Source organism: Daejeonella sp., from assembly GCF_030684675.1.
GTDB lineage: Bacteria > Bacteroidota > Bacteroidia > Sphingobacteriales > Sphingobacteriaceae > Daejeonella.
Map to the genome: position 1 here is coordinate 19,167 of NZ_JAUXXZ010000080.1, position 24,396 is coordinate 43,562.

The 24,396-nt window shown below is 38.6% G+C and carries 24 protein-coding genes; 6 read left to right on the forward strand and 18 right to left on the reverse strand.

Annotated features, from left to right (window positions below):
* Positions 1–4: 4 nt before the first annotated feature.
* A complete protein-coding gene (locus Q8M41_RS16935; RefSeq protein ID WP_305366486.1) occupies positions 5–964 on the reverse strand; it encodes an acetyl-CoA carboxylase carboxyltransferase subunit alpha in 960 nt (319 codons plus the stop codon).
* A 114-nt stretch (positions 965–1,078) separates the two neighbouring features.
* A complete protein-coding gene (locus Q8M41_RS16940) occupies positions 1,079–1,294 on the reverse strand; it encodes a hypothetical protein (RefSeq protein ID WP_305366487.1) in 216 nt (71 codons plus the stop codon).
* A gap of 241 nt (positions 1,295–1,535) precedes the next feature.
* On the opposite strand from Q8M41_RS16940, the gene Q8M41_RS16945 reads away from it, so the two are divergent.
* On the forward strand, positions 1,536–3,803 hold the full coding sequence (locus tag Q8M41_RS16945) for a cation:proton antiporter (protein WP_305366488.1): 2,268 nt from the start codon (positions 1,536–1,538) through the stop codon (positions 3,801–3,803).
* Here Q8M41_RS16945 and Q8M41_RS16950 read toward each other — a convergent pair whose 3' ends face one another.
* From Q8M41_RS16950 to Q8M41_RS16995, 10 genes are all read right to left on the reverse strand, one after another.
* Positions 3,804–4,349 (reverse strand): hypothetical protein, encoded by a 546-nt coding sequence (locus Q8M41_RS16950; protein WP_305366489.1) that lies wholly within the window; start codon positions 4,347–4,349, stop codon positions 3,804–3,806.
* Between the two features lie 34 nt (positions 4,350–4,383).
* Positions 4,384–5,229, reverse strand: a complete 846-nt coding sequence (locus Q8M41_RS16955) for a ThuA domain-containing protein (protein ID WP_305366490.1) — start codon at positions 5,227–5,229, stop codon at positions 4,384–4,386.
* Between the two features lie 65 nt (positions 5,230–5,294).
* Entirely contained in the window at positions 5,295–5,684 is a 390-nt protein-coding gene (locus Q8M41_RS16960; RefSeq protein ID WP_305366491.1) for a hypothetical protein, read from the reverse strand.
* A 53-nt stretch (positions 5,685–5,737) separates the two neighbouring features.
* The gene (locus Q8M41_RS16965; protein WP_305366492.1) at positions 5,738–8,617 is read right to left on the reverse strand and encodes a hypothetical protein; all 2,880 of its coding nucleotides are present in this window, start codon (positions 8,615–8,617) and stop codon (positions 5,738–5,740) included.
* Positions 8,618–8,661: 44 nt separating this feature from the next.
* Positions 8,662–10,176 carry a hypothetical protein gene (locus tag Q8M41_RS16970; RefSeq protein WP_305366493.1) on the reverse strand — a complete coding sequence of 505 codons (1,515 nt, stop codon included), beginning with the start codon at positions 10,174–10,176 and terminating at the stop codon, positions 8,662–8,664.
* 12 nt (positions 10,177–10,188) lie between these two features.
* Positions 10,189–11,007, reverse strand: coding sequence for a hypothetical protein (locus tag Q8M41_RS16975; protein WP_305366494.1), 819 nt, complete (start codon positions 11,005–11,007; stop codon positions 10,189–10,191).
* A 51-nt stretch (positions 11,008–11,058) separates the two neighbouring features.
* A complete protein-coding gene (locus Q8M41_RS16980) occupies positions 11,059–11,595 on the reverse strand; it encodes a hypothetical protein (RefSeq protein WP_305366495.1) in 537 nt (178 codons plus the stop codon).
* 321 nt (positions 11,596–11,916) lie between these two features.
* A complete protein-coding gene (locus Q8M41_RS16985) occupies positions 11,917–12,519 on the reverse strand; it encodes an RNA polymerase sigma factor (RefSeq protein ID WP_305366496.1) in 603 nt (200 codons plus the stop codon).
* 98 nt (positions 12,520–12,617) lie between these two features.
* Positions 12,618–13,154 carry an NADPH-dependent FMN reductase gene (locus tag Q8M41_RS16990; protein ID WP_305366497.1) on the reverse strand — a complete coding sequence of 179 codons (537 nt, stop codon included), beginning with the start codon at positions 13,152–13,154 and terminating at the stop codon, positions 12,618–12,620.
* Positions 13,155–13,457: 303 nt separating this feature from the next.
* A complete protein-coding gene (locus tag Q8M41_RS16995) occupies positions 13,458–14,054 on the reverse strand; it encodes an OmpA family protein (protein WP_305366498.1) in 597 nt (198 codons plus the stop codon).
* Between the two features lie 346 nt (positions 14,055–14,400).
* Between Q8M41_RS16995 and Q8M41_RS17000 the strand changes: the two genes are divergently transcribed.
* The 4 genes from Q8M41_RS17000 (at position 14,401) to Q8M41_RS17015 (ending at position 17,137) form a co-directional block, all read left to right on the forward strand.
* A complete protein-coding gene (locus Q8M41_RS17000) occupies positions 14,401–14,730 on the forward strand; it encodes a cupin domain-containing protein (RefSeq protein WP_305366499.1) in 330 nt (109 codons plus the stop codon).
* 350 nt (positions 14,731–15,080) lie between these two features.
* On the forward strand, positions 15,081–15,842 hold the full coding sequence (locus tag Q8M41_RS17005) for a YHYH protein (protein ID WP_305366500.1): 762 nt from the start codon (positions 15,081–15,083) through the stop codon (positions 15,840–15,842).
* 86 nt (positions 15,843–15,928) lie between these two features.
* The gene (locus tag Q8M41_RS17010; RefSeq protein ID WP_305366501.1) at positions 15,929–16,462 is read left to right on the forward strand and encodes a toxin-antitoxin system YwqK family antitoxin; all 534 of its coding nucleotides are present in this window, start codon (positions 15,929–15,931) and stop codon (positions 16,460–16,462) included.
* Between the two features lie 3 nt (positions 16,463–16,465).
* The gene (locus tag Q8M41_RS17015; protein ID WP_305366502.1) at positions 16,466–17,137 is read left to right on the forward strand and encodes an SCO family protein; all 672 of its coding nucleotides are present in this window, start codon (positions 16,466–16,468) and stop codon (positions 17,135–17,137) included.
* Between the two features lie 11 nt (positions 17,138–17,148).
* On the opposite strand, the gene Q8M41_RS17020 is transcribed toward Q8M41_RS17015, so the two are convergent.
* On the reverse strand, positions 17,149–18,132 hold the full coding sequence (locus tag Q8M41_RS17020; protein WP_305366503.1) for a sterol desaturase family protein: 984 nt from the start codon (positions 18,130–18,132) through the stop codon (positions 17,149–17,151).
* Positions 18,133–18,221: 89 nt separating this feature from the next.
* Positions 18,222–19,913, reverse strand: a complete 1,692-nt coding sequence (ggt, locus tag Q8M41_RS17025) for a gamma-glutamyltransferase (RefSeq protein WP_305366504.1) — start codon at positions 19,911–19,913, stop codon at positions 18,222–18,224.
* Between the two features lie 267 nt (positions 19,914–20,180).
* On the opposite strand from ggt, the gene Q8M41_RS17030 reads away from it, so the two are divergent.
* Positions 20,181–20,639, forward strand: a complete 459-nt coding sequence (locus Q8M41_RS17030; protein ID WP_305366505.1) for a DUF2452 domain-containing protein — start codon at positions 20,181–20,183, stop codon at positions 20,637–20,639.
* Positions 20,640–20,641: 2 nt separating this feature from the next.
* Here the strand turns inward: Q8M41_RS17030 and Q8M41_RS17035 are convergent, their stop codons facing one another.
* From Q8M41_RS17035 to Q8M41_RS17050, 4 genes are all read right to left on the reverse strand, one after another.
* Complete coding sequence (locus Q8M41_RS17035) at positions 20,642–21,844, reverse strand: DUF6786 family protein (RefSeq protein WP_305366506.1); 1,203 nt, start codon at positions 21,842–21,844, stop codon at positions 20,642–20,644.
* A 126-nt stretch (positions 21,845–21,970) separates the two neighbouring features.
* A complete protein-coding gene (locus tag Q8M41_RS17040; RefSeq protein ID WP_305366507.1) occupies positions 21,971–23,071 on the reverse strand; it encodes an MBL fold metallo-hydrolase in 1,101 nt (366 codons plus the stop codon).
* A gap of 53 nt (positions 23,072–23,124) precedes the next feature.
* Entirely contained in the window at positions 23,125–23,772 is a 648-nt protein-coding gene (locus Q8M41_RS17045; RefSeq protein WP_305366508.1) for an NAD-dependent epimerase/dehydratase family protein, read from the reverse strand.
* A 50-nt stretch (positions 23,773–23,822) separates the two neighbouring features.
* Positions 23,823–24,380 carry a TetR/AcrR family transcriptional regulator gene (locus Q8M41_RS17050; RefSeq protein ID WP_305366509.1) on the reverse strand — a complete coding sequence of 186 codons (558 nt, stop codon included), beginning with the start codon at positions 24,378–24,380 and terminating at the stop codon, positions 23,823–23,825.
* Between the last annotated feature and the right edge of the window lie 16 nt (positions 24,381–24,396).

A 24,396-nucleotide genomic window follows, 5' to 3' on the forward strand; every position in this document is an offset into this window, starting at 1 on the left:
TTAATCAGGACTCAATTACTACGCCCATTGCGCAGAATTTTTCGATTCGTTCATTGATTACTTCGTCGATATCCCGCTTAAGTAACACATTAAGGTCTTTAGTGATCTTATCCTGAATGGTCTTAGCCATTTCTTCAGGATTATGATGGGCGCCTCCCAGGGGCTCTTTGATGATTCCATCAATCAGTTTATTCTTAAGCATATCGTCTGCTGTCAGTTTCAGACAGTCGGCGGCTTTCTCTTTAAAATCCCAGCTTCTCCATAATATAGATGAACATGATTCAGGTGAGATTACCGAGTACCAGGTATGCTCGAGCATGTAAACGCGGTCGCCAATACCAATACCTAATGCACCACCAGAAGCTCCTTCACCTACTATAAAGCATAAGATAGGCACCCTCAATACCGACATTTCAAGCAGGTTCCGGGCAATTGCTTCACCCTGCCCACGTTCTTCTGCCTCTAGTCCCGGATAAGCCCCAGGAGTGTCAATAAACGTGATTACCGGTTTATTGAACTTTTCAGCTAGTTTCATTAGTCGGAGAGCCTTACGATAACCTTCAGGATTAGCCATTCCAAAATTACGGTATTGACGCATTTTGGTGTTCACACCTTTCTGATGACCAATGATCATTACTGTTTGGCCACCAATACTCGCAAATCCTCCAACAATGGCCTTGTCATCCTTTACCGTCCGGTCACCATGCATCTCGATAAAATCATCACAGATCATCTCAATATAAGACAAGGTGTAAGGCCTTTCCGGATGCCGCGATATCTGCACATTTTGCCATCCGCTAAGATTCGAGTAGATCTGATGTCTGGCTGCATCAATCTTTAGTTCCAACTCAGCCAGTGTAACTGACATGTCTACCTTGGTTTTCTCAGCTACTTGTTTAACCTTTTCAATCTGCAATTGCAAATCAACAATAGGCTTTTCAAAATCGAATGTTGTACTACTCATAGGTTATCTAAAAGACCCGGCTAAATTAGGAAATTAATACCATCGTCAATAAATCTAATTTTGAAAATCTGTAAACCTGAATTTACGGGAATTTTAATGTATTAATAGAAGAATTCAGGGATTAAAGTTCTTTAACTTTTCCTTTGCCTGATCCCATGTATTTGCTGATTTCTTTTCGATTGCAGCATTATCAATGAGTTGCTGTAAATTTACAAGGGCTTCCAAAACTGCTTTATCTTTTACCCCATCCTTTTTGAAGCGAACCAGATCCAGAATGATAGCCTTATTATTTCCGCTTTCATCGGTTATAAAATTTATTCCATCTATCATTTCTTCATTCTTTTTGTGTGAGAAAAAGCAAAACTATTTCAATCTTACGAAAGATTATTGAAATACAAAGATAAATGATTCAATCAATACTGCTCTCTCCGCGAATAAACCTGCTTAGAGCCAATCACCATAGCATGATGGAAATGCTGACATTTTACTAACCCAAAAGGCGCTGGCAGCTTCCTTTTTTTGAATTTTTTATTATATTTTACAAGGAACTCAAAAAAAAGCAAAGAATTATATGGGTCATTTGCCAAAACTTATTGAAGATCTTGCACTAATATTAATAGTTGCTGCACTCACTACTTTATTATTCAGAAGGATAAAGCAACCGCTTGTTTTAGGATATATTATTGCCGGCTTTTTAGTTGGGCCCCATCTTTCGATCACTCCCACTGTAGTCGATACCACTAACGTCAAGACCTTAGCGGAAATTGGGGTCATATTTCTTTTGTTCAGCCTCGGACTTGAGTTTAGTTTTAAGAAACTGATGCGTGTTGGTGGCTCGGCATCTATCACAGCCTTTGTCGAAATTATTTTTATTTGCACAACAGGGTACTTTGCCGGTCGATGGATGGGCTGGTCGGTCATGGACAGTCTCTTTCTTGGAGGGATGCTCGCCAGTTCCTCAACAACTATTATTATTAAAGCTTTTGACGAACTGGGCGTAAAAACGAAGCAATATGCCAGGGTTGTATTCGGGGTGCTGGTTGTTGAAGATATTGTGGTGATACTATTAATGGTTTTACTTTCTACAGTTGCTGTCACTAAACAGTTTGAAGGTACTGAAATGTTGTTTACAGTCGGGAAACTGCTGTTCTTCCTGCTGCTTTGGTTCATTGCAGGAATATTCCTCTTGCCAAGTCTGTTAAAAAAAGCAAAGAACCTGCTTGATGAAGAAACATTGCTTATTCTGGCCATTGGACTCTGTCTGGGAATGGTTGTCATTGCTACCCAGGTTGGATTCTCAGCCGAGCTCGGAGCCTTCATTATGGGATCTATCCTCGCCGAAACTACCAAAGCCGAAAAAGTAGAGCATCTTATAAAGCCCGTTAAAGACCTCTTTGGAGCTATTTTCTTCGTATCCGTCGGGATGCTCATCGATCCCCTTACCATCATGGAATACCGCTGGCCAGTACTATGGATTACCCTACTTGTACTCTTTGGAAAATTCCTGAGCACTGCAGCAGGAGCTTTATTATCCGGCCAACCACTTAAGCAATCAGTACAGGTTGGAATGAGTATGGCTCAGATCGGAGAATTTGCTTTTATTGTTGCTTCACTGGGGCTATCACTTGGTGTAACCAGTAATTTCCTTTTCCCTGTTGCTGTAGGTACATCTGCAATAACCACCTTTACCACCCCTTACATGATCAGGTTCTCACCAAAAGTTTATGATGGTATCCTGAAAATTCTTCCTGAAAAATGGATCATAAACCTGAATAATTATGCCAGCAGTACTCAAAACATACAGGCTGAAAGTAACTGGAAAAAAGTATTCAGCTCCTACCTCAATATTGCGGTAAGCAATGGTATTATTCTTCTGGCTATGATGCTGTTTTCTATAAATTTCCTTCAGCCTTTTCTGGATAAAAATATTGAGAATGGGATATTAAGCTCTTCGATAGGTCTTCTGATCTCCTTTGGTGCTGCTGCACCATTTATTTGGGCACTCATTGCAAAAAGACCAGGCAAATTGGGTTATAAGGAACTGTGGCTCGATAAAGAATACAGTCGTGGGCCATTATTGGTTCTGGAAATTGCCAGGGTAACTATCGGATTATTCATCATGGGATTTTGGGTAAACAAACTCTTCTCTGCAATGGTTGCAATTCTTATCGCGATGCCACTGATTGTAGTCGTTTTAATACTTTTCTCGCAGCGATTACAGCACTTTTATCAAAGGCTCGAAGGCCGTTTTCTGTCGAATTTTAATGCAAGGGAAATTGCTGAAGAAGAAAATGCATATTCTGAAAAAATCCTTAGAAAACATTTTAAACCGGAGTCTGAGCTTGTTCCATGGGAGGCCCATATGGTTGATCTGCAGGTCGATCAGAATGCTGATTTTATAGGGAAAAATCTGGAAGAACTGGCATGGCGGGAAAAATATGGAGTCAATATTGCTTATATCAAACGTGGCGACAAATTGATTTATGCCCCTTCCCGCTTTAATAAGCTACTTCCTTTCGACCATGTCGGAATAATTGCAAGTGATGAGCAAATGCAACAGTTCAAACCTATTTTTGATTCCACTGAAGCCATTGACACCGTTGAATATAATGTTGAGGATATTGTTGTTCAAAAGATTGTTGTTGATGAACACAATAAGCTAAAAGGACATACAGTTCGCAATTCGGGTATCCGTGAAAGAACAAATGGGCTGATCATTGGTATTGAGCGAAATCACGAAAGAATTTTGAACCCAAATTCTCAAATGGTCTTTGAGTGGGGTGATATTGTGTGGATCGTTGGAGAACGGAAAAAGATCCAGCAGCTGAATGCCTCCTGATTAATATTCCTCGGCAAGCAGATTAATTATTGCCACTGAATTAATTATATTTTGTCTTTCCGAAATTCCGTAACAAGCTTCGATATAATATTCAGGACTATAATAGGATAAAACCTTCATCTGCCCCTTCGACAGGATTGTGAATTCATAGGTATACGATTCATAGATATCATACTTTTTAGCACAAAAATTTGGAATGTCCTTTTCATCCCTGATTCTAAATAAATCATTTTGCTGAAAAATTTTCCTTATCTGATCGAGTGAATGACTTGATAGATTAAGGTCATTTAGTACATTGACTGAATATAAATATGCCTTAAGTTCCTCGCCTCTTCCGGTTAAAACAAAATACCTGGATTCTGATGCTGTCTCTCCCGGAAAATAGCTGCGAAAGGCCAGTACAAAATCATTCTTTGAGTTGAGCGACTGCATAAATGGCTGTACCCGGGTATTATCATATTTAATCCCGTTTTCAATCCGGAATAGCTCCTGAGAAAATGCCGGAAGCAAAAATAAAAGAAATGAAATGGTTAAAAAAAATTTCAAAATTATAAGGAATATATGGGTGCAAATTACTGTACTATTTACTCCCTAGCCAAAGAAGGGCATTTGTAATCATCTTATTCTGCGATACATTATCGAAAGTAAATGAAAGTGTTCGATTAGTCTTATCAATTTTATGCTCATAATCAATATCATTATGCCCCATATTAAGGTATAACATTCTGTACCTGGTATTGGTCCATACCACAGGATAATAACCCTCATGCCAGATTTCATGAGGTTTCGGGCCGGTCCCGAGCGGAAAACTCTTCGAGTCTATGGATAACAGGATTTTTATATTGGGATTCGCCTTCAGATCATTTTTCCATCTGTACCATTCATTTGGAGCGGACAGAAATTTTCCGGGCAATCTTTTAGCTATTGGGTGTTTAGTATCCTCGAACCGCAATGTGGCGGATGTAGGCCTCCAGGTATTACTTCTGTATTGACCAGATCCCAAAAAATCTTCATGGTACCAATCCCAGTTTTGAGGATAGGTCGAAGGACTTAAGGCAAATGCTGAAAAATGAAATCCCATCCAGGCACCACCTGCCTCCATGTATTTTCGAAAAGCTTCCCTTTGCTCCGGTTTCTCAGGCCGGGTATCCAAAAAAAGTACGACCTGGTACCCTGCAAGAAATTCAGCATTCAAGTTATTCCAGTCATTTGTGGCAGTAAACCCAAAATTATTCTTTTCTGCTATTTTAGGGAACCACTTCAGGGCCTCCGACACATAACTGATATGAGCCTGATCATTTTTTCCCGTATAGAATGCAATTACCTGAAATTTAGGGTCAATAATCGTTGAAAAACAATCACTGGAATATAGCAAACCCAAAAACAGGGCATACAGTAATTTGTATCTGAAGAAAATCGAATGCATCTTATCCTGGTATAATTTAAGGATAAGGTAGAAAAAAAATAGAAATATTTAAGATTGAGAATCTGCTAACGTGGATCTATCTGGTAAAGTACAAGAGGAACGCTTCTGTTGGAACGTTGACTAAGGTTTGCCGTTTGCATATTAGTCCCTGAACCAGCAAAAATCGATGCAGGAATTTCCATCTGGCTACCTTTATTGTTCTGTTGGAACTCAAGTTCAGTATTTTCGGTTTGGGATTCAAATTTCCGGATCTGGGAGCTTGAAGGATTTAGTATAGATATATCCCCTTTACCTGATTTTTTTTCAGAAAATACAGCACTTGAATGCAAAGGAAGTTCAATAATTTGTACAGACTGAATATCTGAAAGCTTGATATACAAGGAGGAACTAGCCACCTGAGCCTTAATTTCAGCGGCAATAAAAATGAAAAGAATAAAGCTCAATAAGACTTTCATATATTCTTTTACGATAAATATATGAAAAGGTTACAATTAACGAAGAAATATTTTTACCTATTAGGCAATTTATTTGGCGAGACAAATTTCTTAGTCTCAATTTTTCTTGGCTTGATAATCAGCTTAATAGTAAGATTTGCCGGACTTTCAGAATCAAGAATTACCTGAGGGATATTCTTCTCAACTTCTACTTCCGGAGGCAGATTAGTACTATCCACAGAGAGGGTGTATTTGCCTATCGGTAGATAAAAGATGAGCTGGCCTTCAAGATTGGTCTTGGTAACATACCTTAGGTTATTTTCATCCGTTGCAACTACAGTTATACCCTGTAAATTCCGATTGATCTCATAACTGAACTGATCGAAACTATAAACTAAATTTCCTTTAATAGTTCCTGTTCTTTTCAGTGGGATTTCAAGTCTGTGTTTCTTTTTGTCGAGGTTGATGTACTGATCAGGTGCATACCAGCCTTTGGTATTTGACAGGCTGATACGATAGCTCTCATGAGGTAGCTTCTTATAAACCACTGATCCTGAAGCATCCGTAATGAAAGCGACATCGTTAATATAAAGGAGATGGCCTTCTGCCTTTGTATCTCCCTGATCAAAAATATTATTCTGGTTCATATCCTTGTACACAACTACCTCCAAATCACTATTTACAGCACCGGCTTTAGGTAAGGATAATTTTTGAGTAATACCTACCTCCAATAGACTGAATTGATAATTACTGAACCGGTTATGATTTATCGAAGTATAAATGCTGGATTTAGGTAAAATGTCGTACTCTGCCCTGCCGGTTAGAAAACTGCTGCTACCATAAGATGAATTATTCATTAATGCTAATCCTGCTTCAATTCTCAGCTTATCCCGGTAAAAATTCTTTCGGACTGTTGGAATAATGCTGAAAATCCTTGGTGAATCCTGAATCCTGAGAAAATTATTTACTGCTTCACCGATATAGAATGTTCCAAACTGCAAGGTAGAACTAAGGTTAAAGATTCCTCTCTTATAGTTGAGATTGGAACGAAAATGAAAACGAAGCTGTTCATTAAATGAAGTACTGAAATAGCCACTTTCTGCATTTAATGACAGGTACTGATTATTTGATATTGGATAATTAAATGATGAGTTAATATTCCAGTAGCTCAATGTGTGAACTTCCTTAGTTGAACCAGGTAATCGGAATGCATTATTTGATTCCTGAAAATAAAGTGGCGAAACAGAAGCTATCATTTTTTTAAAGATCGTACCCGACATTCCTATTTCAGCCCTCAGAGTACTAAACTTAGGCATGAACAACCTGAAAGTTGAGAAAGTTTTAGGTGAATAATAATTATAATCAAATCCTGCCCAGATGTTAGATCTTTCTCTCATAAAAGTAATCCGTTCATTAAATGACAAAGCACCTCTCCTCATTCCCGGATAATATCCGGAACTAAAATAATTTGAGCTGTTGATTACTATTTTTTTAATTGTCCCGCTGATATTCAGTCCGGAGGCAAAACTTGGCCTTACCAAACTGATACTATCCCGCTGTTGTGTATGTCCTCCACTCAGATTAGCTACAATGCGTAAGCCTTTAAATTTAGACAGGGTATAGCTATTACTCAATATTGCACTTTTTGAGTTCTGCAGAGGGCTTATTTCATAAATCACATTGGTTGAGAATTCAGAATTTTCATTCCGGTGGGTATATCCCGCCCATCCTGCACTACCCGAAGGCAAAAAATTATAAGAGTCCTTTCCAATCAGATTAGAATTACCATCTAAAAAACCTACATCATAAGAATCATTATTTGTAGTATCATTCAAAAATAGATTCGCACCTCTCCCACTGAGGTTTATATCCATATTCTTATTAATGTTCCCCGCAGTTATCCCCATATTGCCAGCTTCATAACTAAGCCAGGTATTCCTCATCATAGGGGGTGAGTAAGCGTTCTTCCAATCTGTATAATCGAGACTATAACCTAAATTTCCAGATTTAAGTTCAAGGTTACCCTGTCCGTTGAGCAGGTAGGATTCATTACTTGAGAACATCCCCTGCGAACTGAGCGAAATGCTATTGGCATTATACGAATCATTTAAATTAGGGTCATGATAAGCACGGTCACTCCTGCCGCTTTGGACTCTGACGTAAGCCATTCCAAAGACATCGCCGTTGGAATAAAGTCCGGTAAAGGTTACATCAAATCCTTCAGACTGAAACATTTTTCTCGTAACCGGCTTGGTTATGGTTAGGAGTGTATCTGAAGATGGCTGAATTGTAAACTCCTGAGTGGCATGAAATGCCTGATTCTGAAATACAGCCGGGAAGCGATTAATTAAAGTTATTCGCTGGGCAGTATTCCCCGGGTTGGAAATTCTGACTGGTATTCTGATGGAATCAGTTGAGGCGTCTATCAGGATACTTGAAACCAGTGAAAACATATTCACGTTTCTTTTTACAGAAACCTGCACAATTGTTTCTGTCGCCATAATCAGATTATTACTTTCATCAGAAAGTACAAACCTGATTACATGCCTCTGACCGGAAACAGTTTTTTTGGTGATAAATACTTTGACAGGGATAAATAAACTATCCCCAGGCTTGATTGAAACTGTTATTTTATTTTTGCTGATCAGGTTAATACTTTTCTCAGGATTGATACTTATTGTACCCACAAGTGGTACAGATCTTTTATTTACCAGTTTTAAAGTAAGATCGACGAGTTCTTCATTGGAAGCAGTAATAATTGGCTTAGAAGGTACTAAAACGATTAATGAATCATTCTCTTGCGCATTTAATTCTACAGAATTAAAAATGGAAAATGATAAAAACATAGTAAAAATCAGATAAACAGATAATACCTCCAGCTTAATTATAAAACCAGAGAGCAGGCTATTCAGGCAAAGTGGATTGCGCAAAAAATCTGATATCCTCTTTTTCACTTTAAAGATTCTGAAAAATCTACTAGGGTTCTAATTAAAGAACTCTATTGAGGAATAATTACAAATAAAACAGTTGTATTAAAGGTGCCGGTTTTACCTGCCAGTCTACTGTCATTTGCAGCAGTATAATACCTCAGATCATATTCCACTACTTGATGCGTATAATCAACCATTGGATTTGTAATGATTACCTGATCAACCGTTGAAAGTGCCCGGGTAAAAGTAGATATGCCACCCGAACTTGAAGTGTATTTAGTAGTCTGAACATTCACTGCAGCTACAGGAATCGTATTACTATCTGGCCCAATAAGGTTCAATCCGCTGGTTTTAATAATTACCTGATAAGGCTGATAACCAACTACTCTCATACCTCTGGATTTATTTACTGACACACCATTCATATAACTCTCTAGTGTATTAAACACAATATCAATCTCATTTGCTGAGTTCTGAAGTTCGAGTGTGAAACTGTTTGAGACAGAGTTTACCTGGAATGATACAGCTACTGTACTCGTAGAAACCAGTACATTATTTGAATTGTACAATGAAAGAATTAAGGTTCCGGTATAGGTTCCATTGGGAACCATCAAATGATTTCCTCCCTGAATCAGCATGTCGAATTTATGCTCAGTAAATACATTAGCTCCAAAAGGAGCATTCGAACCATTTATCAGAACAACATCAGTATTGTTTAAAACAACCGGAGTATTATTTACCCCGATTTGTGTGGCCGTAGGTGTACCTGTACTAACCCTGTTGAAACGTAATGAAAAAAACTGAGGTGCAACCGATTGACTTCCGTTTGTGAAATTACCTGCAGCCCTAACATTTAAACTCCATTCATCACAGGTAGCCCCATTTGGAGAATACTGAACACTCAGTGCATCTGTTACTGTCATTCCCGCCATCTGCTCTGCATAGGTATTAAATGTACCCTGAGCGCTTGAATACGTATTCAATGTTGCTCCCTGGCAGGTACTGCTGTAACTGACTACAAATGAAACTGTAATATTACTATTAGTTGCCATCACGTTACCATTTTTATCAAATATAGTTACCGTTAATGTTGTATTATAGGTGCCTGAACCTACATTCAGGTGATTCCCACCCGCAACTCTCATATTAAATCTTTGTTGAAATGAACGATTCCCTCCGGTTATATTCCCATTTGTATTAACCATAGACTTCGCCGTAGATGTACTTAAGCTCTGATATCCTCGACTACTTGTTCCGCTAGGGCCACCAACAGATGAGGCATAGGTCAATGAAACAAATGAGGCGGCAATAGTTGCAGTTCCATTACTAAAATCACTGTTTGCCTGAATACGCACTGTCCAACCCGATTGACTGTTCGAATTCAAATTATATTGTAAAGTAAGATAACTGTTGCTGGTTTTAGTCGTTGAGATCTCAGCTTTTGTATTAAATGTAACAGGAGTACCCAACACACCGTTTATTGTTTGTGCATTACCCTTAGTGGCTAAGAACAAAAAACCTGCAATTAGTATCGCCAGTTGCAGTTTGCCAATCTTAAAGTTAACTCCGAATATATTTTTCATTTGATTATTTAATTATCTCTGGAATTCGAGTTCCACAAGCTTCAACTCATCCTTATCCCCATAATTGATGATAGCGGTTGCTGTATATTTGCCTTTGGCCAGGTTCATAGGCAGGCTTTGCCTGACCAAGCGCTGATCACCGGGTAAAGAAAATATCTCCTGATCATCCAGTTTCTTTTTTTCTCCGGTCTGGGTATTCAAAATCTCCCACTTTACTTTACCTTCAAGCCATTGCTTACCGGTATTATTCAGCTTTAACTCAAGATATCCACTCGAAGTCTTAGCATCTTTATCAGGTAGAACATCAGTAAAATTCAACACCTCAATATCTCTTACATCAGATTGGGAAAATGAATGATAGATCTTTATTCCCATTCTGACACTTACTTTAATCGAAGTACCATCTGCTGCCCTACCATCGCCCGGATTAAGCTGGGTTAAAAACATCATAGCGGTATGTACCGGAATTTCGGTATTTGCACTCGCAGGAACACTAAATACCACATCCAGTTCACGCTTTTCCCCTGGTCTGAGAGTAAAATATGATCCGGGCATTACCCTGATCCATTCTGTAGCAGAGGTTTTAAGAGTTCCTGCATCATAGGTCTTGTTATTACCCAATGAGTCGTAATCCCAGTCATTCAGAGAAACTCCAATCTCCAGGTCCTTGTTATTTGGATTACTTACAACTATTTTTTGTGTGCCGGCTCCACCCGGGGCAAGTTTGAAATATAATTTACCTGGACTAACCGTCATGCCTGCCTGTGCCAGAAGATTCTGACTAAAACCAAGCATGGCAAAACAAAGGATATAGAAAATATTTCTTTTCATAACTAGTATATAAAAAAGGCCTCAATATAACGATAAAACTGCTGTTATATCCTACGGCTGTGTTACTGTATAAGTTACAGGAATCACATTTAAACCTGTTGCTTTACCTGCATATGTGCCACCTGCTCCAATCAGATAGGAAATATTGAATTTATTGGTAGGGTTTGATCCACTCCATGAGCTGTTGGTTGCTGTAATCACTGTTGCAGGACTTGTACCTGAAGCAGGAAGTGTAACTGAAGAACCGTAAGTGATACCTGTAGTGTTACCATTGTTTGTAGCACCGATTGAAGAAGTGATCTTTATTGATCCCGGAGCTAAAGCCGCTGATCCTGAAACTGTTCCTGCAACCGCTTTAACCACATATCCCTTTGAACTGGTTACACTCACATGGTCGGTAGCTAAAGCTGTGATACCATTGGTATATTTTGCTTCTGTATCGAAATTCACATCCAATGATGCAGGTTGAGTTACACTGAATGATAATACATCAGATAAAGTGATGTTTAGATTTGCAGTCTGTGCAAATGATTTGGTGCTTAATAAGGATACTGCTGCAATTGCGAATGTTATAATTACTTTTTTCATCTGTTCGTTTGTGTCTGTTTAAATTTGTTGATGTTGATAAGCTATAGACAAATTACAGACCAAGTGCCAAAGGGCCTAAAAAGAGGATTTTTTGAGAAAAATGAGGAAATTATATGGGATAATTTTTCCCGATTGGGGAACGGGATACTCAGGGGAGTATTGAGTAGTGAGTATTGAGTATTGAGTATTGAGATTTGATACTTATTCGATTGGTATTTATTGGTAATGATGAAAATCTGGGTAATGATTACTCAATTGTTTTAGGGAATGCGTAACCTGTAATTCGTAATTGATAATTCGTAATTACTAATTGGCAACAATCTACGCCACGTATTCCCTGTTAAATGTCCTCCGAAGTTCGGTAATTGATGATTGAAGTCTGGATCGCAAAATACCGACTGTAATATTCAATTCTTCGGCAGCCTGAACATGGGTATATCCTTTAAAGTAGATCAAATCCAATGCTAATCGCTGATCTTCATTAAGAATGTTCGTCATATCTTTGACTCCAATCAATTCAGGATTATACGAAACCTGAAATTTCTGATCGATCTGCTGAGTTGATTCAGAAAGATTTTCACTGACCGTATAATTCCGGTAATTAACACTTCTCAGGTAATCTATTGAAATATTGCGCGCTAATCTGGCCATCCAGGTGTACAACCTGCCCTTTCCGGGATCATATTGTTTAAATGACTTCCAAATCTTGATAAAGGTCTCCTGAAGTAAGTCCTGAGCCACCTCTTCTATTACCACTATGGTAGAAATAACCCTGTACAAGGAATCTGAATACATCCGATAGAGAGCAGACATTGCACTTCCATCCATATTCTTCAAACCTTCAATCAGTTTATCTTCAGATAAGCGGAGTTTTCTGCTCCTTCCGATTCTACTTTTATTCGAATCTTCAACATGTATATCCATTGCTATCATAATATCATTACGATTATTATTTAAAAATGGATGTCCAACATGAATTTAAGATGAAGTTTAAAAAAAATTATATTTCCCTATTCCCTATCTCATTGCAACTTTTTTGCAAGGGCCAGAAAACCCTTCAGAAACTTATCCATTCTTCCGGCATAACCATCATCAGATAAAACTCCATCGGAGAACAAATTCTGAACCTTGGGAGTGATAAGATATGGGGGATAAACAATCCCCTGCAAGGTATTAGCATATTGCTGCAAATTTTTGGCTGCACTTATTCCGCCCAGCATACCTGCCGAAACACTGACAATCCCAAACACTTTTTCTGAATATTCCTGAAAAAAGTAATCCATGCTGTTCTTCAGACTACCGGGATAACTCCCGTTATGTTCAGGCGATACGATCAGAAAAACATTAGTTTCATCCAACCGGGATTTTAGATTCTTTAAGGTTTCCCCGGGTGAAGGATGGGAATCAAATGTATAATCCAATAAAGGCAGATTCGTTTCCTTAACATCCCATAACCAACTATCAATAGATAGCTTGTCTATTCTCTTTTTAACCTCCAGTGCAACCTGATGAGATTGTCTCCCTGGCCTGGCACTAGCTGAAATGATTGCAATTTTCATAAGTTTCAATTCTTATTATTTAACCTAAGTTCGATCTAGAAATGATTTTTTTTTATTTAATAACCCCATTTCCCTAATTCATAAACTCAAAATTTTGGTTTAAATTATATTCATAGCACTTCTTTCCCTATTCCCCTCACCCTTCGTAATTTTATCCTGCCAAATTAACGTGAAAGCCTGGTGTAAAAGTTAACCTGTGTTAAGAAATCAAGAAAGTTTGCTGAGAATTATGCAATTCATTTTAATAAAAAAAGGGTGCCCAATACAATTGAGCCCCCTCTTCTTAACTTAAAAATTTAAAAATTACCTTTTCTTAATTTCTACTCTTCGATTTAACTGCCGTCCAGATTCTGTATCATTGGAAGTAAGGGGCATTGACTCTCCAAAACCTTTTGTAATTAGATTATTAGCATTAATTCCTGCAGTAACGAGATAGCTTTTCACCGCAGTAGCTCTATCAACAGAAAGAGTCATGTTCCTCTGGTCAGTGCCTTCAGCTGAAGAATGTCCGTTAAGATTGAAGCTCATGGATGGAAATTTCTTCATCTCTCTGGCTATCTCATCCAGAACAGAATAGGAAGAGGTTTTGAGAACTGAGGAGTTAAATTCAAACAATATATTTTTATAGTTGAATGTTGGTTCTGAAACAAACGTTTCGGGGCAACCACCATTAACAGAAGAACCAGCCTTATTCGGGCAATTATCTTTTGAATCAGGAATACCGTCACCATCTGTATCGGCCTCAATAACAGCAGCCCTTGGTGCATCCTGAACACTGGCGGGTATAGGTGCAGCTGGTGCCTGGCTGATAATCTTTTTAGGTTTACAGGAAGAAAACAATACCACAGCAGTAAAAATTGCAATGGCAAAAATCGAAAATGTGCTTTTAAAGTTTCTCATTTCTAGCTTAAATGGTTTATTAAATTATTGGAAATAAAACTACTACTTACTTGCTTTTTAAACAAACTAAACAGCAATTAAATGATAAAAATGATAGCATTTCAGGCCAGGGATAATTTCATAACAAAAAACAGACTGAGTTGATCCTTGGACACTGCTAAAAATACTGACTAATAAATGCTAATCATTAATAAACCATCCATTTCAAGCTGTTTTACAAAACAATTTATCTGAGATGCATTAAAAGGGCTAGTTAAGCAGAATAATGGAATAATTAAATCAAGAATTTGATCGTTCAAATTTATAAGATATATCTTTGCCACATTCAATGCATACTAAATTAAGAATGACAAAACATTTTATCGAAGACGAAAAAATTGAATGGGAACAGATTGATGAGGGTGTTCAGAGAAAGATCATAGCTCATGATCCAAGCCTGATGATTGTGAAGATCAAATTTGAAAAGGGCGGTGTCGGCCCCCTGCACCAGCATCCTCACGTTCAGATCACTCATGTGCAAAGTGGAAAGTTCGAAGTGAGCATTAATGGCAAAAAACAAGTACTTAAAGGAGGCGATGCATTTCTTGTAACTTCAAACCTTGTTCATGGTGTTCATTGTCTCGAAGCAGGAATTCTGATTGATACCTTCAGTCCGATGCGGGAAGATTTTTTATGAAAAATAACCCTGAGTAATTTCAATTTCATACCTAATTTAACTCCATATTCCCTGTTCTGAATAGGCCCGGTCTTAGTGATTTTCAATTCAATTATCCAAAGGCGTTTTTCTGCCAGTCATGGGTATCCGCCTTGAGCGGAAAAGCAATCTCTTTAAAACTAATAAAATCACTTTTAAATTCCTTAATTATTAACATAGAACAATATTTATTGATTCATAATTAAATAATTTAACTTATACTACATAAATCCTGAAATATAAAAAACAAAAAAATCGTATATCAATTTAAACAGGGCCTCTGTTGAACAATAATTAATAGATATCAGAGGCTCAATTAAATTAATATGAAAATGAAACATATAATTTTCCCGGCATTTATAGCTTTTGCATTATTTGCCTGCTCAAAAAACAGTAATGACACCATTACTCCAGAGATTCCCGGCACAGGAACTGCAGTTGTTCCTGATGTTTATAAAAAAATCTATGGTGCTACCAGTATTACCTCCGATGGCACATACATCACTATAAAATCAAAGGGCCTCCCCGATCATACAAGCCCTTATTATGCCACGACAAATAATCTGTATGAAAATTTTTCAGGTGCAACCTTTGCGGGTGCAACCTTCGCAAAGAATCCAAATTCTATAAGTGAAAAAACGTATAGTTTTAAAATCCCCTTAAATCCCAAAGAAGCAGCCTCACATCAGGCAACTCCACTTGGGCCGATGGGTGTATCATTGAACGGAGTTCCGTTTTTTAACCAGTATGCCGGTCCGAATCAACCACTGACCAACGAAATCGTTTCATTTGATAAATACTGGGGGCATCCCGCACCAGGTGGTGTTTACCATTATCATGTAGAGCCACTTTTTCTGACCACAATAAAAGCTTCAAAATCTGCGCTTATGGGATTCCTTCTTGATGGATTCCCGGTGTACGGGCCGGAAGAATTTGGTGTCGCTGTTGATGAAAGCAAGCTGGACATTTACCACGGACATACTAATCCAACTACAGAATACCCTAATGGGATCTACCATTATCATGTGACCAATAAGGATCCTTATATAAATGGAAATGGTTATTATGGAACACCTGGAACTATAACCCAATAACATTGAAAAAAGCAGGTTTTATATCCATTCTTTTATTTGCCATTTTAAGTCATTACGGATGTCAGCAATCTGTATCATCTTTCAAAATGGAATCAGATACAGTCATACCTGATATTGTCAATGCCAGTACAGATTTAAAGTTCAAGTTCCAGCAGGACACGCTGTATTATGACAATGAAAAATATGACGGGTATCTTATTGAAGAATATCAGAAAGGCGATACTGCATTGTTTATTAGTTATTTAAATGGTTTAGAAGAAGGCATTTCAAAAAAATGGTATCCCAATAAGCAGGTTTCTGAGATAAGAATGTATCGTCAGGGTAAGAAAACAGACACTCACAAAGGCTATTGGGAAAATGGGAAGCCAAAATTCGAATATAATTTCCTGAATGGTGAGCATAATGGAATAGCCAAAGAATGGTATGAAAACGGTCAGTATTATAAATTCTTTCACTATAAAATGGGATATGAAGAAGGCAGCCAGAAAGCCTGGTGGGAAAACGGAATAATCAGAGCTAATTATGTGGTTAAGAATGGGCGTCGTTATGGTCTGATTGGACTCAAATTATGTATGAATCCTGAAGATTCGTTAAAAATTATAAATGCAACAATCAAATAGAAATTGAAAAAAGCAGGTTTTATTATTGCTCTCCTGATTACACTACTTTCTTGTGGAGACATCAAAAAGGAGATGCCATCTGAGAAGACAGGTGCTGAGCAGGAGGTACTACCCTTTTTTAATCGTCCCGACTGGACGCCTGAATGGATCAAAGCAAATGATCCTGCCTATAAAAAAATACATCAGATACCTGCATTTTCATTAACTAACCAGGATGGTAAAACCATAACAGAAAAAGATGTGGAAGGCAAAATTTTTGTCGCTAATTTCTTTTTTACAACATGCAGAAATATCTGCACCAAGATGACTAATAATATGCACCTGATTCAGGATGAATTTGGCGATGATGATGAGGTATATTTGCTATCACACACGGTAGCACCAGAGTCTGATTCTGTTCCCAAACTTAAAAAATATGCCCTTGAAAATAAAATAAACTCAGATAAATGGAGCCTTCTAACCGGTGATAAATCTTCCATTTACCGTCTGGCCAAACAGGAATATTTTGCTGGTGATACCATAGGCTTCTATCAAACAGGCAATGAATTTCTCCATACAGAAAACTTTATTCTGGTCGACAAACACAGACGAATCAGAGGTGTCTATAATGGCACACTCCTGGTTGAAATTGAGAGAATAAAGGAAGATATTGCGATTCTTAAGAATGAAGAATGATTCAAATTAATCTAAGCTTCCTTCAGCATCACCCTTTTCAGAGCAGTTGAAGTTTTATGATCACCCTTATGACTCCAGCCTGGAGGCATAAAAATATATAAAACTTTATTTTTTATGCCGGGAGCATGATAAACATCCTTCGCCAGTGCTGTAATTTCCCCGAAATACGAATCCAGAAAACTATTGGGTTTCATTTGCCTGGTGATTCCATATTGAATGTTGATACCCTCCTTTTCAGGCTGATAAGTCTTAAATACTTTATCCCAGATATTCAGCAAGTTACAGTAATTCATATCCATGTACTCAATATTTTTAGCATGATGCACCCTGTGGTGTGAAGGTGTTAAAATAAATTTTCCAATCATTCCCATTCGGGCATCCTTCATTATTGATTCTCCGATATGAATAAATGAACCCCAGGTTCCGTCGATGAACATGATCACGAATAACATTGCCGGGGGCACGCCCAGCAACATACAGATAGTTGTTCTAATCACATCCGCATACGGAGCCTCGAGAAAAAAATGAGCGTGAGAAACCGCCAGATTCATGCTCTCGGGCGCATGGTGAGTAGAGTGTAAACACCAGAACAATCTCACTTTATGTCCTAAATAATGATAAACAAAATGAGCCAGTTCCCAGATAATATAGCCATAAATAAACCAGTACCAGGTGAACTGAATATTAATAATGGCATACTTCTCAAAAATGCCAATACATATAATAGTCATTCCTATAGCCAGGTATCTCCCAATAATGGAATTAAAAATATAAGAAAAGAAAGATATTTTATATGAAACAACCTTAAACTGCTTGTAAAGTAGTCCTCTGATCAATTCAAGTATCAAAATAACCGGCAGTAAAGGAGCAATTGCACTGCGCATTCCTTCATAAGTTAGCAGGGACTGATAATCACCGGATTTGATAATTTCAATAAGCCCATCAAGACTAAAAAAGCCCCAGATCTGCTTTAAAATAGTTTCAATAAATTCCATATTAAGGATTGATAATCAATTAAATTTAGAGTTTAGAATTCCCAGTTAAATTCACGTATGCTAAAGCTTTAAGCTTTTTGCTTTCAACTTTAGTACCCGGCTGCCTGCCCGTCTTTTCGTGATTCGGAGGCTCCAAAATAAACTTTTCGAACCGGATCCCATCGGATAGCCTGATATCCCCCATACATTCCATTGATATACCCAACCTGATGACCCTTTTGCATCAATTCCCTGATCACATCATAAGAATATCCGCTTTCAAGGGTGATCATTCCACCTTTTGGAGCCATGCCTTCACCGGTAGGTTCAGAAGATCCTTCATGATTAATTCTTGGAAAATCTCCTGCTTCCTGAATATTTAATCCGAAATCAACCACATTCATAACAATTTGTACATGTCCCAATGGCTGGAAAGCTCCGCCCATCACGCCAAAACTCATCACCGGTTGACCATCCTTGGTCATAAATGCCGGTATAATGGTTTGAAAAGGTCTTTTCCCCGGTGCATACGAATTATTTTCACCCTCTTTCATAACATTAAATAATTCTCCGCGATCCTGAAACATAAAACCCAGTCCATCAGGCATCATCCCTGAACCAAAACCTCTGAAATTACTCTGAATAAGGGAAACCATATTCCCGTCCTTATCGGCGACTGTAAGATAAATGGTATCCCCATCTTTCATTGCCGGATTTCCTGCATCTAAACGTTCAGATGCTTTATCAGGGTCTATAAGCTTTCTTCGCTCAGCAGCATAAGCTTCAGAAATCAGCTCTTTTACCGGAACTTTGGCAAATTCCATGTCCGCATAAAACTTTGCCCGATCTTCAAATGCGAGTTTTTTTGCTTCTGCAAACAAGTGTACATGCTCAGCGCTGCCCAATTTGATTTTTGAAAAATCATAACCTTCCAAAATATTGAGCATTTGCAAGGCTGCGATACCCTGACCATTAGGAGGCAATTCCCATACATCATAACCTCTGTAATTCACCGATACCGGATCGATCCAGGTAGAAGTATGCGAAGCCATATCTTCATAACTCAGAAAGCCGCCGTTTTTTTTCATAAAAGCATCAATAGTACGCGCCATAGTTCCTTTGTAAAATACATCCCGGCCTTCATTACCTATCCTTTCCAGCGTATTGGCAAGATTTGGATTTTTGAAAATTTCGCCTTCAACCGGCACCTTGCCTTTAGGATAATAATGTTGAGCAACATTGGGGTATTGATCATATAAAGACTTTACATTTTTTAAAGAGTTGGCTAATTCACCATGTACAGGAAATCCATTTCTGGCATATGAAACAGCCTTTTCAAGCACTTTGCTCATAGGCATTGATCCGAATTTTTGATGCAATTCAAACCAGGCATCCACACAACCCGGAACAGATACCGGCAATGGTCCGCGGGAAGGAATGTGTGTGATTCCTCTTTTTCTGAACTCATCCAGGGTTAATGATTTTGGAGAACGTCCTGAACCATTCAAGCCATATAGTTTTTTTGATTTCGCATCCCAGACTATAGCATAAAGATCACCTCCTATCCCATTCATATGGGGCTCGACTACACCCTCCATTGCATTTGCAGCAATCGCTGCATCAATAGCGTTTCCACCAGCCTTTAATACGTCGAGCGCAACCTGCGTTGTAAGTGGATGTGATGTTGCAGCCATGCCATGCTGAGCAATAACCTGCGAACGAGTTGACCATATTTTGCCATAAGGACGGTCCTGTGCTATTAGACTTAATGGCAGAAACAATAATAATATTAGCTTTTTCATTTTTAGAATTTGAAGCTTAAATATAATGGATTTGGGTGCAATAATTTGGAGATTTGAAAATTTGATGATTTGAAGATCTATTGATTTGAAAATTTGATGATTTGAAAATTTGAAGATTATTATCTTCCAGTACAAATTTTCCTTCATCTTCAAATTACCAAATTGCCAAATTTTCAAATTGCTTTATTGCCAAATTTTCAAATCAAAACATAATAATCAGGTCATTTTATTCTGCCTATAAACAATCATCCGTTTCAATAATTATTTTTGCAGGATAAAAGAGGAGTTTTTGATCTTTTACAAGCTGAGAAAATGGAAGAAAATATAGAAAAGCCTGACCTGGTGGTTTGGGATAAGGAAAAAGGCTATTATCAAATGGGATTAAGCTATGGCAGCAATGTGAGTGCCCCTGCCATAAATCTCGAAAATGTACGTGGCTGGAAGCAATCCAATGCAGAGCTGGCAAACAAAAATTTTAAAACAAAATTCGATGAGCTAAAAGAAGAATATGATAAACTGGTAAATGAAGTTCAGTTAAATGAACTTGTCTATTCCGCAAAATATAATTTCACTCCGGTTATGGGTCAGGTATATCATTTGTACAGTAAAACAGATGATACCCTATTCCTTTCAATGATCTCTCCTGATAGCTGGAACCAAAAATATCTGGGCTCCTTCAAATTAGATGCAAGTCATAAATGGTCAAAAACTGAGGTTTTGAAATAAGTCTAAAATTTAAACTGATCTAAACCCAGCCCAAATAATTTTAGCGAAACTTCATTTAGCTTTTCTACAGGACCGCTCAAATGAATTGTACGATGAATATGTTTTGCATTTGCTCCGGGTGCCAAACTTAAAGCAGGAGAAGAGCTTTCGAGCTCATAGAATTTTCCCATTTGTTTTCCGTCAATCGGTCCATCGGTATAGGCATTAACCGCATCTCCCACAAAGGGATCTTCCTGTATCTTCCAGGTAGAATTTACATAAGTTGTAATACCTTCAGGCAAAGTAAATTGAGCAATAGTCAGTACTTTATTTTCAGCATCATAGCTCCCGGCAATTGGCAAAGCCCGCTTCGGAGAAACTCCTATTTTACTTCGCTGTTTTGCATCCGCTTTAAACAAAAGATGCCCATCTTCAATCTTTAAGCGGTCTGAGCTTAATTTGCCGAAATAATCATCGGTTACAATTTTACCAAGACTCAGGCTGTCTCCTTTCCTGTATGGGATTATCACATTCGTTTGATCATTAGACTTAAGCATGCTTAATACCCAGATTGAAAGTAAGCCTGCTTCCTGATCCCAGGTCTTTGATCCGGTATTGGTTAATATATTTTCAGATTGAAATCCTACTGAATGAATATCTGACCCCAATTCATAGCCCAAAAAATCACTGATCGACTTCTGATCAAGCAGGGAAATAGTTCTGTTCACCTTTAAATCAAAAGCGGTACCAGCATAATTTTCCAGATGCATTGTTTTTTCAAACTTTGCTTCTGTTGCACTTGAAGAAATCAGGTTAAAAGGTTCTGAATCAATTGCTTTTGGAACATACCAATTGTCAAAAGTAAATTCTGATCCTTTTTTAAAGTACAGGGCAAACTGTCCGCCTTCTGGTCCGAACCAAAGCCTTTCCTCACCACCCAGGGCGGTAAACTGTTCTGAGAAAGTGCCTTTTGCTATCAGATCGTAATTGATCCAGCCATAGCTCATTCCCTTTTCCCCATCAGAAGTACTGGTCATCACACGGCCCTGATACGCCGGAAGAACAATGAGTTGAGCATCACTTTCAGGATCTTTCAAAAGAACTAGATCCTGATGATATTGTTTTAAAAATGCCAAATCATATGCAAAGGTTCCCTTTTGATTTGCCTTCTCTTTACAGGCACTGAATAAAAACAAAAGGACTAATAAGCCAAAATATCTCTTCACGGTACTGTAATTAAGTGATTGATTATTAATTATTTACAATATACAAAAGAAATATTACTCAACAAGGCTTATCCGATCACGGCTTCAATGGTCTCTTTATTAACTATTAATCTCAATTGTCAACTATCAATTGTCAACCCCCCTCCACCACTCTCCAAAAACCTGCTCTTCATCATTCACCCAAACTACTTCCCCGATGGTTGGTGTAACCAGGGGCAGATTATTCACCTTGCTAAGCCTTGAAACCTCATTCAGTGGCTCATCCCAGCTATGAAGAGCCAGAGAGAACTTGCCGGAATGAACAGGCATAACCCGCTTTGCATTGAGATCTTTGGCGGCTTGCACTACTTCCTCCGGAAGGCAATGGATAGCACGCCATGCCAGATTATACTGTCCGTTCTCGAGTATGGCCAGATCAATGGTACCAAAACGCTTCCCGATCTCAGCGAAATGGCTGTCGTAACCACCGTCGCCACCGATGAAGATCTTTTGCAGGGGTGTTTCAATCAGGTAAGCCAGCCAAAGGGTGGTGTTGCGCTTGAAGGTACGGCCGCTAAAGTGACGTGCAGTGAGCGTATGGATTTTGATATTATCGCCTATTGTAATAGTTTCATTCCAATCCCTTTCTGATATGATTTCCGACTGATGTCCCCATTGCTCAATATAAGCCCCCACACCTAAACCGCAGATTACATTCTTTACCTTTCCCTTAAGTTCTTTAATGGTGGAATAATCAAGATGGTCGTAGTGATCATGGCTGATTAGCAGGTAATCAATCTCCGGCAGATCATTTACACCATAGGTATTGGTGCCTTCAAAAGCTTTCGTTGTACCGGGTATGGGCGATGCATTGCCGCTGAACACCGGATCCACAAGAATTTTCAGTCCGTCGACCTGCATATAATAAGATGAATGCCCGAACCAAACCACCACATTACTATCAGCCGGCAAGTTTTTCAGATCTGTTTTGATACATGGAATTTCCTTAATAGGCTTTTGCCTCGGGTTTTTCTTAAAAAAGAAATTGTACATCACCCCGGTCATTGAATAACCTTCTGTTAAGCTAGGTGTATAACTCAGGTTCGCAAAAGCCCCATCACGAAAATGCTTTGACTTTTTCATCCGCTCCAGGCGTTCGCCGGATGCAGCCTGACCAAATTGGGGCTGCTGCAGAAAAATTATAGTAACAAGGCTCAACAGAGCCGTAGTAGAAATTAGAATAATCATAGTGTATTTTAAAATTTTGTACAATCGCTTCATATTTGAATATACCTGGGATTTTACTTTGCCAGGATTTTGATATCACCTATTTCCAACACTTGTTTGCTATAGCCCCTTGTAACTGTATGAATCATTGCCTGCCCGACCTCATGCAGCGTAAGAGACTGTTTCGGCAGCAGGTATGGGAAGATGGCTATGAATGGTTTAAAGAACCAGCGCACATTTTTCTGGTCATTCACCGGCTTCATAAATCCGGGGCGGAAATTATACTGCCCTTTAAAACCCAGAGCGATCAGTGCATCTTCTGTACGACCCTTTACACGCTGCCACATCTGTTTGCCATCGCTTTTTGTAAGAGTACCGCTTACGAAATTGAATACCATGCCGGGATTAACCTCGAATAATCCCTTAGCAAAATTCAAAGTGGTATCGTAGGTAATGCGGGTATAATCAGTTTCGTTTTTACCTAAAGAACTCACTCCGGCGCAGTAAAAACATGCATCAAATCCGGTCAGGCGATCGCTATGGTCTGCAAGTTTATTAAAATCGCTAAGCAGCAGCTCACTTAGCTTTGGGTGCGGTATTCCTGAGGGTTTACGGTTGATAATCAGCACTTCTGACACCTTATCACTTTGCAGGCAATGTAGCAATACTCCTTCACCTACCATTCCGGTAGCGCCTGTTGTGATTACTCTTAATTTTTTCATATTATTTCTTTACTGGACTGAACATTCATTCCAAATATTGCTAAATTTTTTTATTCCTTAATCGCATCCCAAACCAAACGCATCTGCCTTTCGAGATAAACCGGGTCATTTTCCTTGCCGGAAGCCTGCATCCAGCGCACATAAGTGGTAATAGTACCCGCCAGGAAATGCAGTAAAGCATCCAGTTCCATCTCTTTAATGATTCCGTCCTTCTGTCCCTGCTGCACCAGACTAATTACCGGGAGAAAATCCTGCTGACCTGTTGCGCGGGTAGTTTCGGTAATAATCGGGGAACTATGAAACTGATCCATAAATGCAAAGCTTTCAGGGTATTTGAAGTAAAAACCTACCATAGCACCATAAAAACCAAAAAAACTAGCCTTTAATGAAGAATCCGCATCCATTGTTTTGGCAATCAGGTGGACCTCAGAACGTTTGATGTAAAGGTAGATCTCATTGATCAGCTCTTCCTTGGTGGCAAAATAATTGTAGATCGTACCCATACCGGTATTTGCTGCTTTCGCAACAGCGGACATGGGCGTGGCCTGGACCCCTCGTTCGGTCAGGAGCTTCATTGCAGCTTTAATGATCTGTTCTTTCTTGTCCACGAAACAAAAATGAGTA

Excerpts from the sequence above, each read along its gene's own strand:
- Q8M41_RS17045 (WP_305366508.1), bottom strand. The coding sequence starts at position 23,772 with ATGAAAAAATTAAGAGTAATCACAACAGGCGCTACCGGAATGGTAGGT.
- Q8M41_RS16980 (WP_305366495.1), bottom strand. The coding sequence starts at position 11,595 with ATGAAAAAAGTAATTATAACATTCGCAATTGCAGCAGTATCCTTATTA.
- Q8M41_RS16985 (WP_305366496.1), bottom strand. The coding sequence starts at position 12,519 with ATGGATATACATGTTGAAGATTCGAATAAAAGTAGAATCGGAAGGAGC.
- Q8M41_RS16940 (WP_305366487.1), bottom strand. The coding sequence starts at position 1,294 with ATGATAGATGGAATAAATTTTATAACCGATGAAAGCGGAAATAATAAG.
- Q8M41_RS16970 (WP_305366493.1), bottom strand. The coding sequence starts at position 10,176 with ATGAAAAATATATTCGGAGTTAACTTTAAGATTGGCAAACTGCAACTG.
- ggt (WP_305366504.1), bottom strand. The coding sequence starts at position 19,913 with ATGAAAAAGCTAATATTATTATTGTTTCTGCCATTAAGTCTAATAGCA.
- Q8M41_RS16935 (WP_305366486.1), bottom strand. The coding sequence starts at position 964 with ATGAGTAGTACAACATTCGATTTTGAAAAGCCTATTGTTGATTTGCAA.
- Q8M41_RS16990 (WP_305366497.1), bottom strand. The coding sequence starts at position 13,154 with ATGAAAATTGCAATCATTTCAGCTAGTGCCAGGCCAGGGAGACAATCT.
- Q8M41_RS17000 (WP_305366499.1), top strand. The coding sequence starts at position 14,401 with ATGACAAAACATTTTATCGAAGACGAAAAAATTGAATGGGAACAGATT.
- Q8M41_RS16960 (WP_305366491.1), bottom strand. The coding sequence starts at position 5,684 with ATGAAAGTCTTATTGAGCTTTATTCTTTTCATTTTTATTGCCGCTGAA.
- Q8M41_RS16995 (WP_305366498.1), bottom strand. The coding sequence starts at position 14,054 with ATGAGAAACTTTAAAAGCACATTTTCGATTTTTGCCATTGCAATTTTT.
- Q8M41_RS17010 (WP_305366501.1), top strand. The coding sequence starts at position 15,929 with ATGGAATCAGATACAGTCATACCTGATATTGTCAATGCCAGTACAGAT.
- Q8M41_RS17005 (WP_305366500.1), top strand. The coding sequence starts at position 15,081 with ATGAAACATATAATTTTCCCGGCATTTATAGCTTTTGCATTATTTGCC.
- Q8M41_RS17020 (WP_305366503.1), bottom strand. The coding sequence starts at position 18,132 with ATGGAATTTATTGAAACTATTTTAAAGCAGATCTGGGGCTTTTTTAGT.
- Q8M41_RS16955 (WP_305366490.1), bottom strand. The coding sequence starts at position 5,229 with ATGCATTCGATTTTCTTCAGATACAAATTACTGTATGCCCTGTTTTTG.
- Q8M41_RS16945 (WP_305366488.1), top strand. The coding sequence starts at position 1,536 with ATGGGTCATTTGCCAAAACTTATTGAAGATCTTGCACTAATATTAATA.
- Q8M41_RS16975 (WP_305366494.1), bottom strand. The coding sequence starts at position 11,007 with ATGAAAAGAAATATTTTCTATATCCTTTGTTTTGCCATGCTTGGTTTT.
- Q8M41_RS17040 (WP_305366507.1), bottom strand. The coding sequence starts at position 23,071 with ATGATTATTCTAATTTCTACTACGGCTCTGTTGAGCCTTGTTACTATA.